Origin of the sequence: Amantichitinum ursilacus (assembly GCF_001294205.1) — a bacterium.
In the GTDB taxonomy this organism is placed as follows: Bacteria; Pseudomonadota; Gammaproteobacteria; order Burkholderiales; family Chitinibacteraceae; genus Amantichitinum; species Amantichitinum ursilacus.
The window spans coordinates 251,013-269,116 of record NZ_LAQT01000001.1; the positions used below are offsets into that span (position 1 = coordinate 251,013).

18 protein-coding genes are annotated in these 18,104 nt (G+C 59.6%); all 18 read left to right on the plus strand.

Translation table 11 applies throughout. The features are described 5' to 3' along the window. Positions 1–8 precede the first annotated feature (8 nt). Positions 9–884: a translation elongation factor Ts gene (gene tsf / locus WG78_RS01085; RefSeq protein WP_053935933.1), complete on the plus strand. Its 876-nt coding sequence runs from the start codon at positions 9–11 to the stop codon at positions 882–884. 229 nt (positions 885–1,113) lie between these two features. Next, entirely contained in the window at positions 1,114–1,833 is a 720-nt protein-coding gene (gene pyrH, locus WG78_RS01090; RefSeq protein WP_053935934.1) for a UMP kinase, read from the plus strand. Between the two features lie 78 nt (positions 1,834–1,911). Then, entirely contained in the window at positions 1,912–2,469 is a 558-nt protein-coding gene (gene frr, locus WG78_RS01095) for a ribosome recycling factor (protein WP_053935935.1), read from the plus strand. Positions 2,470–2,557: 88 nt separating this feature from the next. Then, positions 2,558–3,313: a polyprenyl diphosphate synthase gene (gene uppS / locus WG78_RS01100; RefSeq protein ID WP_373278967.1), complete on the plus strand. Its 756-nt coding sequence runs from the start codon at positions 2,558–2,560 to the stop codon at positions 3,311–3,313. 1 nt (position 3,314) lies between these two features. After that, positions 3,315–4,121, plus strand: a complete 807-nt coding sequence (locus WG78_RS01105; protein WP_053935937.1) for a phosphatidate cytidylyltransferase — start codon at positions 3,315–3,317, stop codon at positions 4,119–4,121. A 44-nt stretch (positions 4,122–4,165) separates the two neighbouring features. Beyond that, complete coding sequence (ispC, locus tag WG78_RS01110) at positions 4,166–5,374, plus strand: 1-deoxy-D-xylulose-5-phosphate reductoisomerase (protein ID WP_053935938.1); 1,209 nt, start codon at positions 4,166–4,168, stop codon at positions 5,372–5,374. A gap of 4 nt (positions 5,375–5,378) precedes the next feature. Further along, positions 5,379–6,728: an RIP metalloprotease RseP gene (gene rseP / locus WG78_RS01115; RefSeq protein WP_053935939.1), complete on the plus strand. Its 1,350-nt coding sequence runs from the start codon at positions 5,379–5,381 to the stop codon at positions 6,726–6,728. 69 nt (positions 6,729–6,797) lie between these two features. Beyond that, on the plus strand, positions 6,798–9,038 hold the full coding sequence (gene bamA / locus WG78_RS01120; protein WP_236691955.1) for an outer membrane protein assembly factor BamA: 2,241 nt from the start codon (positions 6,798–6,800) through the stop codon (positions 9,036–9,038). Between the two features lie 26 nt (positions 9,039–9,064). After that, positions 9,065–9,565: an OmpH/Skp family outer membrane protein gene (locus WG78_RS01125; protein WP_053935941.1), complete on the plus strand. Its 501-nt coding sequence runs from the start codon at positions 9,065–9,067 to the stop codon at positions 9,563–9,565. Positions 9,566–9,572: 7 nt separating this feature from the next. Further along, positions 9,573–10,607 carry a UDP-3-O-(3-hydroxymyristoyl)glucosamine N-acyltransferase gene (gene lpxD, locus WG78_RS01130; RefSeq protein WP_053935942.1) on the plus strand — a complete coding sequence of 345 codons (1,035 nt, stop codon included), beginning with the start codon at positions 9,573–9,575 and terminating at the stop codon, positions 10,605–10,607. Then, complete coding sequence (gene fabZ, locus WG78_RS01135; protein ID WP_201782310.1) at positions 10,604–11,062, plus strand: 3-hydroxyacyl-ACP dehydratase FabZ; 459 nt, start codon at positions 10,604–10,606, stop codon at positions 11,060–11,062. Before lpxD ends, fabZ begins: the two co-directional genes overlap by 4 nt. A 78-nt stretch (positions 11,063–11,140) precedes the next feature. Then, on the plus strand, positions 11,141–11,917 hold the full coding sequence (gene lpxA, locus WG78_RS01140) for an acyl-ACP--UDP-N-acetylglucosamine O-acyltransferase (protein WP_053935943.1): 777 nt from the start codon (positions 11,141–11,143) through the stop codon (positions 11,915–11,917). A 49-nt stretch (positions 11,918–11,966) separates the two neighbouring features. Further along, complete coding sequence (gene lpxB / locus WG78_RS01145) at positions 11,967–13,151, plus strand: lipid-A-disaccharide synthase (protein WP_053935944.1); 1,185 nt, start codon at positions 11,967–11,969, stop codon at positions 13,149–13,151. Then, on the plus strand, positions 13,141–13,755 hold the full coding sequence (gene rnhB, locus WG78_RS01150; RefSeq protein WP_236691956.1) for a ribonuclease HII: 615 nt from the start codon (positions 13,141–13,143) through the stop codon (positions 13,753–13,755). Before lpxB ends, rnhB begins: the two co-directional genes overlap by 11 nt. Before the next feature lie 205 nt (positions 13,756–13,960). Then, on the plus strand, positions 13,961–14,821 hold the full coding sequence (gene motA, locus WG78_RS01155) for a flagellar motor stator protein MotA (RefSeq protein ID WP_053935945.1): 861 nt from the start codon (positions 13,961–13,963) through the stop codon (positions 14,819–14,821). A 73-nt stretch (positions 14,822–14,894) separates the two neighbouring features. Continuing rightward, the gene (motB, locus tag WG78_RS01160) at positions 14,895–15,896 is read left to right on the plus strand and encodes a flagellar motor protein MotB (protein ID WP_053935946.1); all 1,002 of its coding nucleotides are present in this window, start codon (positions 14,895–14,897) and stop codon (positions 15,894–15,896) included. Beyond that, entirely contained in the window at positions 15,896–16,609 is a 714-nt protein-coding gene (locus WG78_RS01165) for a class I SAM-dependent methyltransferase (RefSeq protein WP_053935947.1), read from the plus strand. Before motB ends, WG78_RS01165 begins: the two co-directional genes overlap by 1 nt. Then, a complete protein-coding gene (locus WG78_RS01170) occupies positions 16,594–18,087 on the plus strand; it encodes an HDOD domain-containing protein (RefSeq protein ID WP_083458683.1) in 1,494 nt (497 codons plus the stop codon). The genes WG78_RS01165 and WG78_RS01170 overlap by 16 nt, the downstream gene beginning before the upstream one ends. The last annotated feature ends 17 nt before the right edge of the window (positions 18,088–18,104 follow it).

An 18,104-nucleotide genomic window follows, 5' to 3' on the forward strand; every position in this document is an offset into this window, starting at 1 on the left:
GAAACACCATGGCCGAAATCACCGCGAAGCTGGTAGGCGAACTGCGTGAAATGACTGGCATGGGCATGATGGAGTGCAAAAAAGCACTCGTCGAAACCCAGGGCGACATCAAAGCTGCTGAAGAGCTGCTGCGGATCAAGTCCGGCAACAAAGCCACCAAGCTGGCTGGCCGTACCGCCGCTGAAGGCACCGTTGCTGTTTATATCTCCGACGACAAAAAGCTGGGCGCACTGCTCGAAGTCAACTGTGAAACCGACTTCGTGGCTAAAGATGCCAACTTTGCCGCCTTCGCTGCGCTGGCAGTGAAAGCTGTTGCCGAATCCAACGTGACCGACATCGACGCCCTGGCTAACGTCAGCGTTGAAGGCGCCACCGTTGAAGAAGCACGTAAAGCCATCGTGGCCAAGCTGGGCGAAAACATCACCCTGCGCCGTTCGGTGCGTTACGAAACCAACGGCGCGCTGTCCGCTTACCTGCACGGCTCCAAGATCGGTGTTCTGATCGCCGTTCAAGGTGGCGACGAGCAACTGGGCAAAGACATCGCCATGCACATCGCGGCCAGCAAGCCGGTTTGCGTGTCGAAGGATCAAGTGCCGGCCGAACTGCTGGAAACCGAACGCAAGATCTTCTCCGCGCAAGCCGCTGAATCGGGCAAGCCGGCAGAAATCGTCGCCAAGATGGTTGAAGGCCGTATCACCAAGTACCTGGCCGAAGTGACCCTGCTGGGCCAACCGTTCGTGAAGAACCCCGACCAGACCGTTGAAAAACTGCTGGCCGAGAAGGGCGCCAAAGTCGACGCATTCACCATGTTTGTGGTTGGCGAAGGCATTGAGAAGAAAGTGGTGGACTACGCAGCTGAAGTCGCTGCTGCCGCCAAGGTCTGATCAGCCTGACAGACAGTCGGGCCCTGCAACCCAGGGCCGGGCTGCGAAAACCGTATCATTCGTCTATGCTCCTTGATGGATGACACGCAATACCAACGCCGCGCGGCGACGCGCGGCGTTTGTTCGCCTGGTGTGTGCTTCGCCATGCTCACAAGGCATCGCCAAGTGCATACTTCGACCGTACCGCGGTCAAATTCCCGTTTTATACCCCTCGCTTAAGGAATCTCGCATGAGCCTCGAACCCAAATACAAACGTATCCTGGTCAAACTGTCTGGCGAGGCCTTGATGGGGGAAGATAGCTACGGCATCAACCGCGTGACCATCGAGCGCATCGTCAATGAAATCAAGGGCGTGGTGGATTTGGGCGTGCAGGTTGCCATCGTGATTGGCGGCGGTAACATCTTCCGCGGCGTGGCGCCGGCTGCCGCAGGTATGGACCGCGCCACGGCCGATTACATGGGCATGCTGGCCACCGTGATGAACGCGTTGGCCCTGCAAGACGCCATGCGCCATGCAGGCGTCGTCAGCCGCGTGCAATCTGCGCTGACCATCCAGCAAGTAGCCGAGCCGTATATCCGCGGCAAAGCCATCCGCTATCTGGAAGAAAACAAAGTGGTGATCTTTGGTGCCGGCACGGGCAACCCGTTCTTTACCACCGACACCGCCGCCGCGTTGCGCGGCATGGAAGTGGGTGCGGATATCGTGCTGAAAGCCACCAAGGTGGATGGCGTGTACACCGACGACCCCAAGAAGAATCCGGACGCCGTGCGTTATCACACCGTTACGTTTGACGAAGCCATCAGCCGTAATCTGAAGGTGATGGACGCCACTGCGTTTGCCTTGTGTCGTGACCAGAAGATGAATATCAGCGTGTTCAGCATCTTCAAGGCGGGCGCGCTCAAGCGCGTGGTGCTTGGGGAAGACGAGGGTACGCTGGTACACTGCTGAGCTTCTCTGGCATTACCTTACCGTTTTGACAGTCGGCGCCTTGCAAGGGGCCGACCTTCGCTTTAAAGAGGCTTAGTCATGATCCCCGAGATCAAAAAAGATACCGAAACCAGAATGCAGAAGACGCTGGAAGCGTTGAAGACCGATCTGATGAAGGTACGTACCGGCCGTGCACACACCGGCTTGCTGGACCATATCCAGGTCGATTACTACGGTTCGCCGGTGCCGGTAAACCAGGTCGCCAATATTTCGCTGGCCGATGCGCGCACGATCAGCGTGCAGCCGTACGAAAAGAACATGATCAGCAAGGTCGAAAAAGCGATTCGCGATTCCGACCTGGGCCTGAACCCGGCCACCAACGGTGACCAGATTCGTGTGCCGATGCCGATGCTGACCGAAGAGCGCCGGAAAGACCTGATCAAGGTGGTGCGCACCGAGGCCGAAGGTGCGCGTGTATCCACGCGTAACATCCGTCGCGATGCCAACAACGATCTGAAGAACATGCTCAAGGATAAAGAGATTTCGGAAGACGACGAGCGCCGTGGCCAGGAAGAAGTGCAGAAACTGACCGACCGCTTTATCGCCGAGATCGACAAGGCGTTGGCCGAGAAAGAAAAAGAGTTGATGACCGTCTGATTACGGCCACCGCAGCGGCGGCTTTCCAGCAATGGTGGCCGCCGTTTTGTATCAAAACCTGAAGTTTGTTCCGAGGTGCGGGTTGGGTATTTTTCGCAGTTCAACGGTAGACACGCCGCAAGATGTCGCCACTGTGCCCGAGCACATTGCCGTCATCATGGATGGCAACGGGCGCTGGGCCAAACAGCGGCTGATGCCGCGCGTATTTGGCCATAAAAAAGGCGTGGAAGCGCTGCGCCGCGCAGTGCGCGCGTGCGATACGCTGGGCGTGAAATATCTGACCGTGTTTGCATTCAGCAGCGAAAACTGGCGCCGCCCCGCGGACGAAGTCTCGTTCCTGATGAGTTTGTTCTTGCGCGTGTTGCAGTCCGAAATCGACCGCATGCACGAAAACGGCATCCGTCTGAAGATTGTGGGCGACCGCACCCACTTTTCCGCCGAGCTGGTCACGATGATCGAAGCCGCCGAAAGCCGCACCGCAGGCAATACCGGCGTGACGCTGTCGATTGCTGCGGATTACGGTGGACGTTGGGATGTGCTGCAGGCCACGCACCGCCTGCTGGCCGATCGCCCTGATCTGGCCACGCGTTTTACTGAAGCCGATATGGCGCCGTACTTTGCGATGTCGTACGCGCCCGAGCCTGATCTGTTTATCCGCACCGGGGGCGAGCGGCGCATCAGCAACTTTTTGCTGTGGCACCTGGCCTATACCGAACTGTATTTCACCGATATGTTGTGGCCCGATTTTGATCAGGCCGCCATCGAAACCGCCATTGACTGGTATCGCGGCCGCGAGCGTCGTTTTGGCCGTATCAGCGAACAACTGCAAAGCGTAACGCCCTGACATGCTGCTAACCCGAGTCATTACCGCGCTGATCCTGATTCCCGTGGTGCTGGCCGCCCTGTTTTTGCTGGGTGCGCCGGGCTGGGCCGCGTTTGCCGCCATTGTGACTGCGCTGGGCGCCTGGGAGTGGGGCGCGCTGTGCGGTTACCGCATGCCGGCCCGCGTGGCGCTGGGTGTGCTGGTCGGCGCGCTGGTGATGGCATTGTCGCCGGGCCAGACCTTTGTGTTTCATGCGCCGTGGCTGTGGCCTACGCTGGCTGCCGCCAGTGTGTTCTGGTTTGTGATTGCGCCGTTGTGGCTGCGCAAGCGCTGGACCTTGCGAAGCACGCTGGCCAACGGTGCGTTGCCGGGCGTGCTGCTGCTGGTTGCGGCCGGCCTGGCTCTGATTACCTTGCGCGCCGAAGCTGGCCCGTTGCCCTTGCTGTTGGTGATGGCGATTGCATGGGTGGCTGATACGGCCGCGTATTTCTCCGGCAAAGCCTTCGGTAAGCACAAGCTGGCACCCGCCATCAGTCCGGGCAAAACCTGGGAAGGCGTCGCGGGCGCGCTGGTCGGCATTACTATCTATGCGCTGGTGCTGGGCGCTTTTACCACGCTGCCCTTGTGGAAGCTGGTATTCGCCGCCTGGGCGCTGACCGCGGTTTCGATTGTGGGCGACCTCATGGAATCGTTGTTCAAGCGCCAGGCCGGTATCAAAGACAGCAGCCAGTTGCTGCCGGGCCACGGTGGCGTGCTTGATCGCGTCGACAGTCTGCTTGCCATCCTGCCCATCGCCGCCTTGCTCTGGCCCTGGCTGATCCAGCATTAATCGCCCGGTTGTTTCCGCGGCGCTCTAGAAAACTACGGCAATCCATGACCGCACCGACCCTCAGAACACTCACCGTCCTTGGCGCCACTGGCAGCATTGGCGTCAATACGCTCGATGTAGTGGCCCGCCATCCCGACCAATATCGCGTGTTTGCCATCAGTGGCGCCACGCAACTGGATCGGTTGCTGGAACAATGCAAACAGTTTGCGCCGCGTTACGCTGTGGTGCTAACCGAGCAATCCGCCGAAACCTTGCGTGGCATGGTGCGCGCTGCGGGGCTCGAAACCGAAGTGTTGTGTGGCGAAGCCGCGCTCGAACAAGTGGCCTGCGCGCCGGAAGTCGATACCGTCATGGCCGCCATCGTGGGTGCGGCCGGGATGAAGCCGACACTGGCCGCGGCGCAATGCGGCAAGCGCGTGTTATTGGCCAACAAAGAAACGCTGGTGCTGGCGGGCAAGCTGTTTATGGATGCCGTCACCGCTGCAGGCGCAGAACTGCTGCCGATCGATAGCGAACACAACGCCATCTTCCAGGTACTGCCGCGTGCGCATCGCGAACATCCGTATCACGGCACGCTGCAACAAGCCGGTGTGCGCCGGATTCTGCTAACCGCTTCAGGTGGCCCGTTCCGTACCCGTCCGTTGGAAACGTTGGCCGCCATCACTCCCGAAGAAGCGGTGCGCCATCCCAACTGGTCGATGGGTCGCAAGATTTCGGTGGATTCGGCCACCATGATGAACAAAGGCCTTGAGGTCATCGAGGCGCACTGGTTGTTTAATGCCCGCCCTGATGAAATCACGGTAGTAGTGCATCCGCAGAGCATCGTGCATTCGATGGTCGAATACGTAGATGGCTCGGTACTGGCCCAATTGGGCGCGCCCGACATGCGTACGCCGATCGCCTATGGCATGGCCTATCCGCAGCGCGTGGAATCGGGCGTCGAAAAACTCGACCTGTTTAAAGTAGGGCGCCTCGATTTCGAGGAGCCTGATCTCAAGCGCTTTCCATGTCTGCGGCTGGCGTTTGAAGCGTTGCGCCAGGGTGGCCCGGCTACCGCAATCGCCAACGCCGCCAACGAAGTCGCGGTAGCTGCTTTCCTCGATCATCAACTGGACTGGAATGGCATTCCGGCGTTAATCGAACACACGCTCGGCGTGTGCTGCAGCAATGCCAGCGACGCCTCCATCGATCTGCTGTTGCAAGCCGACGCGCACGCGCGCGAAGTGGCGCAACAGTGGCTGCGCGAGCGCTAACCCCATGAACGGCCTGGTCGCGGCGCTCTCGTTTATCGTTACACTGGGCATCCTCGTGACCGTGCATGAATTCGGTCACTACTGGGTGGCGCGCCGTTGCGGCGTCAAGGTGCTGACCTTCTCTATCGGTTTTGGCAAAGCGCTGTACCGTTGGCAGCGCGGCGAAACCACCTGGCAGATTGCCGCCATCCCGCTCGGTGGCTATGTGCGCATGCTGGATGAGCGCGAATCGCCCGTGCCTGCGGCTGATCTGGATCGCGCCTTCAATCGCCAGCATCCGCTCAAGAAAATGGCTGTGGTCGTGGCCGGTCCGGCCGCCAATCTGTTGTTGGCGCTCGCGTTTTACTGGGTGCTGTTTATGGTGGGCGTCTCCACGCTGGCCCCGGTGGTGGGCGATGTCGGCGTTGATACCGTCGCCAGCCATGTCGGCATCCGCGTGGGCGACCGTATCCAGCGCATTGATCAAACGCCGGTGCGCAGCTGGGACGATATCCAGACCGGTTTGCTTGATGCCGCCAGTCAGGGCAAAAAGTTCTCGGTGTTATTACAGCGTAATGGTGCGGATGTAGCCGTTTCTATCGACCCGGTCGCTTATGGTATCGAGAGCGTCGACGCCGACACGCTCAACAAGCTGGGCGTGTCCCCGATGCATATCGTGCCGCAGGTGTCCGAGGTGTCGCCGGGCAGTGCGGCCGCGCGTGCGGGCATCCAGCAAGGTGACCTTTTGCAGAGCCTGAACGGCCAGCCATTAACAGGCTGGAGCATGTTGCAGCATCAGCTTGCCCAAAGCGCCGGCGCCCCCTTGCGCATTGGTTTGCTGCGCCACGGTCAGCAAGTTGAGGTGACGGCGCACCCGGATGTGGTAACGGAAAAAGGTAAACAAATCGGGCGCTTGGGCGTCGCACCCACGCCGGACGAAAAACAATGGGCCAGTCAGCAAATGAAGTTGCGCTATGGCCCGGTAGCGGCATTGGGTGAGGCTGTCAATAAGGCCTGGCAAACCATCCGGCTGAACGGCGTGCTGTTTGGCCGCATGATCACCGGCCACGTTTCGGCCAGCCAGGTAGGTGGACCGCTGACGATTGCCAAGATGGCAGGGCAAAGCGCACAGGCCGGACTGGAGCCATTTATCGATACATTGGCGCTGGTCAGTTTGAGTCTGGCGATACTTAACCTGTTACCTGTGCCCCTGCTTGATGGCGGGCATTTGATGTATCATGCTGCCGAACTGTTGACCGGACGACCGGTGTCCGCCACAGTGGAAGCAGTCGGCATGCGGTTGGGCCTCCTCTTTCTTGCCGGCTTGATGGCGCTCGCGCTGTATAACGATTTCTACCGACTCATAACTGGCTGATTCCGCCAGAATCCGATCCGACACATGAAATTAAAAACGCTTTCCCTGTTGCTTGGCGCTGCACTGTCCGTGAGCGCACTCCCGGTATGGGCTATCGACGCATTCGTCGTTAAGGATATCCGCGTAGAAGGATTACAACGTACCGATGCGGGTACGGTTTTCAATTATCTGCCTCTTAAAGTCGGCGACACGCTCGACGACGAAAAGGCGCAGGCCGCCATCAAGGCGCTGTTCGCGACTGGCTTTTTCAACGATGTGCGCCTGGAGCGCAATGGTGAAGTGCTGGTGGTTACCGTCGACGAACGCCCCACTATCGCCCAGATCAACATCAATGGCTCCAAGCTGCTGGAGAAAGACCAGATCAAGCAGGCGCTGGGTAGCCAGAACTTCACTGAAGGCCGTATTTTCGAGCAGGCCACGCTCGATGCCGCAGTGCAGGAACTCAAACAACAGTACTACTCGCGCGGCCGTTATTCGGTGATCGTCAAGACCACGGTAACGCGTCTCGAACGCAACCGCGTGGGTATCGAATTCAATATCTCGGAAGGCGCAACCGCGCTGATCCAGCAAGTCAACCTGGTCGGCGCCAAGGTCTTTAAAGAAAAAGACCTGCTGGGTGAGCTGTCGTTAAGCACACCGGGCTGGATGAGCTGGTATACCAAGGACGATCAGTATTCGCGCCAGAAATTCCAGGCTGATCTGGAAACCCTGCGTTCGTACTACATGGACCGCGGCTATCTCGAATTCAATATCGATTCGACCCAGGTAGCGATCTCGGAAAGCAAGGAAGATGTTTTCCTGACGATCAATATCACCGAGGGTGAGAAGTACACCGTCACCGACGTCAAGTTCGCCGGCGACAGCACCATCCCGCAGGCCGAGCTGGAAAAACTGGTCAAGATCAAGGCCGGTGAGACCTTCTCGCGCCAGAAACTGAACAAAGCCACTGCGGCAATCACCGATCGCTTGGGTGTTGACGGTTACGCGTTTGCCAACGTCAATGCCGTACCGGACGTCGACAAGGTTAACCACACCGTCGCGTTTACCTTCTACGTGGATCCGGGTCGTCGCGTTTACGTGCGCAATATCAACGTGGTTGGCAACACCATGACGCGGGATGAAGTGGTGCGCCGCGAGCTGCGTCAGGTTGAATCCGCGCCGTATGATGGCTCGAAGATCAAGCGTTCCAAGCAGCGCCTGGAACAGCTGGATTATTTCCAGGAAGTGGCCATCGACACCCCGCCGGTGCCCGATGCGCCCGATCAGGTCGACATGAACGTCCGCGTCACCGAAAAGAAAACCGGCCAGTTCAACATCGGTGCGGGCTATGGTCAGTCGGAAGGCGTGGTGTTGATCGCGTCGATTTCGCAGACCAACTTCCTGGGTAGCGGTAAACAGTTCTCGGCTGAATTCAACAACAGCTCGTCGCAGCGCGTGTATTCGCTAGGCTTGACTGACCCGTACGCGACGCCGGATGGCATCTCGATGGGCTGGAACTTCTACAAGCGCGATACCGATCCGTCGTACAACAACCTGGGTAACTACACCACCAATGGTTGGGGCGGTGCGCTCACGTTCGGCTTGCCGGTGACGGAAGAAAACCGCATCGGCTGGTCCTTCGGTTACGACAATCTGAAGATCGATACCACGACGTCGACCCCGGCCTATGTCGAGGACTTCGTCAACAAATACGGCAACAAAACCGGCACATTCAACTCCACGATCCGCTTTGCGCGTGACACGCGTGACAGCGCTTCGTACCCCACGCAAGGCTGGTCGTTCAATACCTCGGCTGAAGCCTCGATCCCAGGTTCGGACCTCAAGTACTATCGCCTGAACGCCACCAGTCAGTACTGGGTGCCGATTGGCGAAGACTTTGCGGCGATGTGGAACCTGGCCGCCGGTTACGGCAATAGCTATGGCAACACCGACTTCCCGTTCTACAAGAACTTCTACGCCGGTGGTGTGAACTCGGTGCGCGGTTTCTCGTACGGCACGATTGGTCCGAAGGATGAATACGGCGACGGCATGGGCGGCAACAAGATGCTGACCAACAGCTTCGAGTTGTTCTTCCCGATGCCGGGCATGAAGAACGACCACAGCACGCGTCTGTCGGTATTTGCCGATTCGGGCGGCGTGTGGGGCCCGAACGACAAGTTCTCGTTCAGCGATAACCGTTATTCGGTGGGCGCCGCGTTCTCGTGGGTCTCGCCAATCGGTCCGCTCAAGTTCAGTATTGCCAAGCCGCTGAAGTCCAAGCCGGGCGATGAGACGGAATCGTTCCAGTTCCAGATCGGCAATATTTTCTGACCGGATATAGAAAAGAGGTTGCAAGCATGAAGTTAGCGCGACAGATCGGAATGTTGTTGTGCGTTGCGTTAGTCTCGACTGCAGCGATGGCCGCTGATGTCGGTCTGCGCATCGGCTTTGTGGATACCGATCGCATCCTGAAAGAATCGGCGCCGGCAGCACGTGCGGCCAAGCGGCTGGAGAAGGAATTCGAAGGCCGCCGGCAAGACGTGCAAAAGCTGGCGGATCAGGGCAAAGCCCTGCAGGCGCAGCTCGACAAGGGCGGCCTGGCCGACGCGGATCGCAAGGACAAAGAGCGCCAGCTGGTCAAGCTTAACCTCGATTACCAACGGATGCAGCGCGAGCTTAATGAAGACTTGAACTCGCGCCGCAATGAAGAGTTGTCGGGCATTCAGGAGCGTGTGAACAACGCGATCCAGCAAATTGCCAACAACGAAAAATATGATCTGATCTTGCAGGAAGCGGCCTATCGCAGTCCGCGCATTGATATCACCGACAAGGTGCTCAAGCTGCTGTCAGACAAGTGAGCGGTGTATGTTTTTATCAGAATTAATTACCGCCCTCGGCGGCACCCTGCAGGGTGAGGATGTCCAGGTCAGCCGCATCGCGGCACTGGAAAACGCGCAGTCCGATGCGTTGACCTTCTTGTCCAATTCGCGCTTTAAAAGCCAGGCGCTGGCCAGTCAGGCCGCCGCACTGCTGATTCGCCCGGCCGATGCCGAGGGGATCAGCAAGCCGGCCATCCTTACCGATGACCCTTATCTGTACTACGCGCGCGCTGCCGCCTTGCTGCATCCGGCCCCGGCCGTGCAGCCCGGCATTCATCCGCGCGCCACGGTGGATGAAACCGCGCAAGTACATCCCAGCGCGCAGATCGGCCCCAATGTGGTGGTCGAGGCGGGCGCGGTGATCGGCGCTAATGTGGTGTTGCGCGCCAATGTATTTGTCGGCGCCAATGCGCAGATCGGCGCGGGCAGCATTCTTTATCCCAATGTCACATTGATGAACGAATGTATTTTGGGCGAGCGCTGCATTTTGCATCCGGGCGCAGTCATCGGCGCGGATGGTTTCGGTAACGCGTGGGCCAAGGATCATTGGGAAAAAATCCCGCAAATTGGCCGTGTGGTGCTGGGCAATGACGTCGAGATCGGCGCCAATGCCACGGTCGATCGCGGCGCGATTGACGACACCGTGCTCAGCAACGGCGTGCGTATTGATAACCTGGTCATGCTGGGCCACAACGTCCACGTCGGGGAACACACCGCCATGGCCGCCATGAGTGGCATTTCGGGTTCGGTGCGCATCGGCGCGCGTTGCCAGTTTGGCGGCGCTACGCGTATGGGCGGCCATATCGAGATTGGCGACGACGTCATCTTGTTGAATTCGGCGCTGGTGTCCAAGTCGATCCGCAACAAAGGTATTTACGCGGGTAGCCCCGTGCAGACCCACGATCAGTGGCTCAAAAACGCCGCGCATTTGCGGCACCTTGATGCACTGAGCGGCAAGGTCAAACAACTGGAAAAAAAGCTGGCGGCGCAAGACACTGCCGCGGCGCAGGAGGAAGAATGAGCGAAACAATGGATATCAATGAAATCATCAAATACTTACCGCACCGGTATCCATTTTTGCTGATTGACCGCGTTATCGAACTTGAACTGGGCAAGTCGATCAAGGCCATCAAGAACGTCACCATCAACGAGCCGTTCTTTCCGGGCCATTTTCCGGGCTATCCGGTCATGCCGGGCGTGCTGATCATGGAAGCGCTGGCGCAAGCCGCTGGCGTGCTGTCGTTTAAAAGCGATGGCAAAGAGCCCGATGGTAGCTCGTTGTATTTCTTTGCCGGCATCGACAATGCGCGCTTCAAGCGCCAGGTGGTGCCCGGTGATCAATTAACGCTTTGCGTCGAGCTGCTGCAGTCCAAGCGTGGCATTTACAAGTACGCGGCCAAGGCCTATGTCGGCACCGAGCTGGCGGCGGAAGCCGAGCTGTTGTGCGCAGAACGCAAGGTTAACAAGAGCCTGTAACCGCGCCAGAGCAAGACCCATCAGGCAGGCAGTTGCGGCGGGCGTTATGCCCGCTTCATCCTTTCAGGACCCGCATTTATGGCACATATTCATCCCGCCGCCGTGGTTGATCCGCGCGCGGTTCTGCATGACAGCGTGGTGGTCGGCCCGTACGCCATTATTGGTGGCGATGTCACGATAGGCGCGGATACCGTGGTCGATGCGCACGTGGTCATCAGTGGCGTGACCACCATTGGCGCACGCAATCGCTTTCACTCGTTTGGCAGCATCGGTTGCGACCCGCAAGACAAAAAGTACAAGGGCGAACCGACCCGGCTAACCATCGGTGATGGCAATACGTTTTTCCAGTACGTCACCGTCTCGACCGGCACTACGCAAGACGAAGGCCTGACGCGCATAGGTGACAACAACTGGATCATGGCCTACGTGCATGTGGCGCACGATTGCCGCATTGGCAGCAACACCATCTTTGCCAATAACGTCACGCTGGCAGGCCATGTCCACGTAGAAGACTGGGTGTTCCTCGGTGGCTTTACCACCGTGCACCAGTTCTGCCGCATCGGCGCGCACGCGATGAGCGCGTTTACCGCCGCAATTTCGCAAGATGTGCCGCCGTTTGTGGTCGCCGCAGGCAATCGCGCCAAGCCGGCCGGCGTGCATAGCGAAGGCATGCGCCGTCACGGCTATAGCGCTGAGCAGATCAGCGCGGTCAAGCGTGCCTACAAAGCTATTTATCGGCAATCGCTGAGCATGGAAGACGCGCAAGCGGCGCTGGCCGAGATGGCGCAAAGCTCGCCTGAAGTGGGCCAGATGCTGGCATTTGTGCAAGCCAGCGACCGTGGCATTATCCGTTGAGCCGCGCCCGCGCTGGCTTGTTTGTTAACTCTGTACACCGTGTGAGCCGATGATAGATCGACTCTTTCCGCAAGCGGGCGGTCATCCGCGTATTGCCATTGTCGCGGGCGAAGCCTCGGGCGATCTGCTGGGCGCTGCGCTGATTGAAGCGCTACGTCAACGTTTGCCCAACGCCATTTACAGCGGCATTGCGGGCCCGCGTATGAAAGCCGAAGGCGCGCACAGCGTGGTGCCGATGGAAAAGCTGGCCGTGCGCGGCTATGCCGAGGTGATCAAACATCTGCCCGAGCTGCTGCGTATCCGGCGCGAGCTGAAAGACGCCATCCTGCGCGAGAAACCCGATCTGGTGATCGGCATCGATGCGCCCGATTTCAATCTGGGCCTCGAAGCTGCGTGCAAAGCCGCAGGCATTCCGGTGGTGCATTACGTCAGCCCATCGATCTGGGCGTGGCGCTCCGAGCGGCTGAAGAAAATTGGCCAGTCGGTGTCGCACGTGCTGTTGCTGTTTCCGTTTGAAGAAGCGCTGTACCGCCAGGCGGGCATTCCCGCCACCTATGTCGGCCATCCGCTGGCCGACCAGTTTCCGCTGCAGCCCGATCAACCGGCGTTGCGCGAGACGCTGGGCGTGCCCGTCGCATCGACCGTGTTCGCCATGCTGCCGGGCAGTCGCCAGAGCGAACTGGCGCTGCACGCGGCGTTGTTTGTCGAAACCGCGCGCAAACTGTTTGAACGCTATCCCAGCGCCGTCTTTCTGGTGCCGTTTATCACGCGTGAAACGCGCGATATGTTCGAAACCGAAATGTGGAAGCAGGGCGCGCAAGAACTGCCTTTCCGCTTGATGTTCGGGCACGCGCATGAAGCCATGCAGGCGTCCGACGCCATCGTGGTAGCGTCCGGCACCGCCGCGCTGGAAGCCATGCTGGCCAAACGCCCGACGGTGGTCACCTACCGGTTGACCAACTTCACCTATCGCATGGTGCGCAAAAAGATTAAAACGCCTTACATCAGCTTGCCCAACGCTTTGGCGGCGCGCTTTGTGGTGCCCGAATTACTGCAATACGAAGCCACCGCCGACAATATCGTCCAGGCGGTTTCCAACATGATCGATGACAAGCGCTTCGCGGCGCAGATCAACGCGTGTTTCACCGAGTTTCATGAGCAATTGCGCTGCGGCGCGGCCGACCGTGCCGCCGACGCGGTGGTCAAGGTTCTGGGGAAAGGACGTGCCGGCTAATCCGATCACGGCAAGCAAGCCGATCAAACTGGTGTGTGGTGTCGACGAAGCCGGACGCGGGCCGCTGGCGGGGTCGGTGTTTGCCGCGGCGGTGATCTTGCCGCAGCGCCATCGCATCAAGGGGCTGGACGATTCCAAAAAGCTGAGCGAAGCACAGCGCGAAAAGCTGTTTCCGCAAATCCAGGAAAAAGCGCTGGCCTGGTCCATCGCCTTTGCCACGCATGAAGAAATCGATCAGATCAATATTCTGCAGGCCACCATGCTGGCCATGCAGCGCGCCGTGTCGGGCCTGCATACACCGCCCGAACTGGCGTTGATCGACGGCAATCGCGCGCCGCAATTGTCGTGCGAAGTCCAAACCATCATAGGCGGCGATGCGCTGCAGGCGTGCATTTCGGCCGCGTCCATCCTGGCCAAAGTGGCGCGCGATCGCGAGCTGCTGCAGCACCACGAAACCTGGCCCGATTATGGTTTCGCCCGCCATAAAGGCTACGGCACCCCCGAACATCTGGCCGCGCTCAAACGCCTCGGGCCGTGTCCGATTCACCGCAACAGCTTTGCTCCGGTGCGCATGGCCGTCGCACAAATGTCGCTCTGGGAGTAAGCCTGGGTTGTCGCTTACAAGCCCTTGCCTCTAAACTGCGGGAATGCGGGATAAATGACATCCGGATAAGGGGCCACAAACGTTGGTGGTATCACGGATGTCTGTGTTGATCAGGCGCACAGCAGCGCGCTGGTCTACATAGAAAAATCAAAGCGCCGTTACTCACGGCAGACCCCCGGAATTCAATACAGGGAACACACGGCGCATGTTCGTCATCATTGGTTATATTTTCATGGTCGCCTGTATTTTTGGCGCCTATGCGGCACACGGCGGCGAATTGGGCGTGCTGTGGCAACCGGTCGAAATCATCATTATTTTTGGTGGCGGTATTGGCGCCACCATCGTCGGCTATGGCGGCAAGCCGATGAAGGCTTTCCTCAAGTCGATTCCCTTGCTGTTTAAAGGCCCGCCTTACAACAAAAACTTTTATATGGATTTGTTTGCGCTGATGTTTGAGCTGCTGTCCAAAATTCGTAAAGAAGGTTTGATGTCGATTGAAGGCGATGTGGAAGATCCGCATAACAGCCCGGTCTTCAGCAAATATCCCAAAGTGGCGCATGACCACCATCTGGTCGAATTCATCACCGATTATTTGCGATTGATGGTGGGCGGTAACCTCAACGCGTTTGAAATCGAAAACCTGATGGATGTGGAAATCGACACCCACCATCACGAAGCCGCCGACCCGGTCACCGTGGTGACCAAACTGGCCGATGGCTTGCCCGCTTTCGGTATTGTGGCGGCGGTGATGGGCGTGGTGCACACCATGGGTTCGCTGCACTTGCCGCCGTCCGAGCTGGGCAAGCTAATTGGCGCAGCGCTGGTGGGTACGTTTATGGGTATTTTGCTGGCCTACGGTTTTGTCGGCCCGCTGGCGGCCATTCTGGAAGCGCGCAATGCCGCCGTGCACCAGGCGTTTACCGTCATCAAGACCACCATGCTGGCCAGCCTGAATGGCTATGCGCCGCAAGTGGCGGTGGAATTTGGTCGCAAAGCGCTTAACTCCACCGAGCGCCCCAGCTTTAAAGAGCTGGAAGAATTCGTGAAGAACGCCAAATCCAAGTAAACCCTGGCGCTGATCCGATCAACCAACGCCGCGCAGCCTGGCTGCTGCGGCGTTCTGCCTTGCAGGGGCAACCATGAGCGACGACTCACAACGTCCCATTATCGTAAAGCGCATCAAGAAGGGCGAACACGGCCACCACGGCGGCGCGTGGAAAATTGCCTACGCCGATTTCATGACCGCCATGATGGCGTTCTTTTTGCTGATGTGGCTGCTGGGTTCAGTTTCCAAAGGCAATCTGAAAGGCATTGCCGATTACTTTTCCAATCCGCTCAAGATTGCGCGGCGTGGTGGCGAAGGCGCGGGCGATGCCGATTCGCTGGTTAAAGGCGGCGGCAAAGATCTGACGCAGCAAGTGGGCCAGATGAAAAAGGGCGCGGTGCAGCAAGACGAGCAGGCCAAAGATCGCCGACGCCTGTCCGAGCTGCAGAAAAAATTCCAGGCCATGATGGATGACAAGGCCAAAACCAACAGCAAGCTGGCGCAATTTAAAAACCAGCTCAAGCTGGATATGGTGGCCGAGGGCTTGCGTATTCAGATCGTCGATGCGCAAAACCGCCCGATGTTCAAATCCGGCAGCAGCGAGCTCGAACCGTATGCGCGCGATATTCTTGATGAAATCGGCAAGCTGCTGGTGGATGTGCCCAACGATATTTCGCTGTCCGGCCATACCGACGCCGCGCAATTTGCCGGGGGCCAACGCGGCTTTAGCAACTGGGAACTCTCGGCCGACCGCGCCAATGCATCACGCCGCGAATTGATCGATGGCGCAGGCGTGCCCGGCGAAAAAGTACTGCGCGTAAATGGCTTTGCCGACCAGATTCCGCTGGATAAAGGCAATATCTATGCGCCGGTTAACCGTCGCATCAGCATCGTGGTGCTGAACAAAGAAGCTGCTGACGAAATCCGCAGCCAGGCTGGTGTGTCACAAGACGCCTCGGCTCCGGCCGATGCCGCCAATCCGGGCGCGGCCGCCATGGCCACCACGCCGGATGCGCCAGCCGCCCCGGCCACGTCCACCACCGGGCGCGTGGCCGGCCCCGCCAACGCCCATCCCGTCGCACCTGCTCACGAGTAATGTCTCAGCCGCTGCGGTTTGTCTTGCTGCAACTGGCCGCGGTGCTGCTGGCGTTCTGGCTGCTACCGCGCGCCGGGGTGCTTGATCAGGCCATCACGGCGGGTCTGCTGGCTGCCGTCGTTGCCCGCGTAGTGCACGACCGGCGCTGGTGGATGCTGATCCACGCGGTTTTCCCTGTCGCCATTGTCGGCGCACTGGCGCTGGACGTACCGCCCTGGGTCTGGCTGGTCGCCTTTGTACTGATGTTTGTGGTGTATTCCGGCGCGGTGCGCAGCCGCGTGCCGCTCTATCTCAGCAATCAGCATGCGCTGGGCAAACTGTCCGAACATATTCCGCCCAATGCGCGGCTACTTGATATTGGCGCGGGCACCGGCACGGTGCTGGCGTGGTTACGCCGCCAGCGGCCCGACGTGCAACTGAGCGGCATCGAACTGGCCTGGTTGCCTTGGCTGATTGGCCGTTTGCGTCTGGGCAAAGCCGCCACCTGGTTGCGCGGCGATGCCATGGCGCTCAACCTGGGCGGGTATGACGTCATCTATGCCTATCTCTCGCCAGAGCCGATGGCCGATCTGTGGCTTAAACTGCAACAAGAGTGGCAGCCGGGCAGCCGTCTGATCAGCAACAGCTTTGCAATCCCCGGTGTTCCGCCTGACGAGATCGTCACCGTCGAAGACTGGAAAAACAGCAGACTTTATATATGGCATCACCGATGACGCATCAGCCGTGGATCGACTACTGGTCGGGCCGCGCGCTGCCCATGTTGCAGCGTAGCCACGAGCAATTGCAGCCCATGCTGCGACGCGCCGAACGCGTGCGCCCGGCCGACGTGGTGGATCTGGTGCTGCGCGATCCCTTGCTGACGGCGCAAGTGCTGCGCGTGGTCAACCAGCGTATGCGCTCCAGCCTGTCGGCCGACATCGTCAGTATCGATAACGCGCTGCAGCTATTTGGCACCGCGCCGTTTCTGGACCGCTTTAGTCGCATGCCGGTGCTGGAAGATCTGATTCTGCCGGGCCACCCGCAAGCCTATGAACGCATCCAGAAACTGGTGGTGGATGGCCGCTTTGCCGCGCGCCTGACGCGTGACTACGCCAATCGCCGCATGGATGCCCGGCTGGACGAAGTCTTTATTGCTGCGCTGATGGCCTGTGTGCCGCCGATTCTGTACACGCTGGCCAGCACCGAAACCGCGCAGCCACCGGCACCGGGCGCGGCGCACGAGCTGTTTGGCGCCTGGCGCTTTCCCGAGGCCGTGCTGACCCTGATGACGCCCGCTGCCGAAGGCGGCCCGCGTGTGGTGCTGCAACATTCGGCGCTGCGGCTGGCGCATGCGCTGGACCGCGGCTGGTGGCAAAACGAGGTGCAAACCGAACTGGCCACGCTCTCGGGCGTGCTGGCGGAGGATGTTGCCAATACCTGGGCCACCGCACGCAAGATGATGCTGACGCAAGTCATGCGCGAACCGTTTGGCGAGATGCGCCTGCAAGCGCCGCGCTGGCTGCCGATGTTGCCGGGCGAATGGCCGCGGCCGTCGCGCCCGGCCACCGCGCCGGTGATGGCGACGCTGCCCACCGTCGAAGTCAGCGCCGCCCCGCCGCCCCGCGCCGCACCACAGACCATGGCCCCTGCGGCACCCATCACCGCTGCGCCCGCGCCTGCTGCGCCGGCTGCTGCCGATATCCCAGTGCGCGACGTGCTGGCGATGCGCATGCAGGCGCTGCATCTGGCGGGCAAGCAGGGCGCCACCGCCCAGCAACTGATCAACCTGAGCCTGCGTGCGCTGGTTGAAGGTCTGAATATGAAACGCGCGGCGTTTCTGGTTTACGTGCCCGCAGACCAACGTTTGCAAGCGCGGCTGGTGCAAAGCGCCGACCCGCACGAGCCATTACGTGATCTGGTGCTGACGGCCGTTACGCCGCATCTATTCACGCGCTTGCTGAGCAAGCCGCAGGCGGCCTGGTTGCACAACGGTACGCGCGCCGAAATCCAGCCCTTGCTGCCCGCGCCTTGGCTGCAACGCTTTGGTAGCGGCGATTTCTGCGCGATGTCGCTATTTATGGGCGCGAAGCCCATCGGCATCTTTGTCGGCGAACGACCCAGCGACGATCCGCTGGCCGATGGCGACTTCGCCAGCTTTAAACAAGTCTGCCTGCTGGTCGGCCGCGCCTTGACCGACAGATCACCCAAATAGGGTGGGTCTGGACCCAC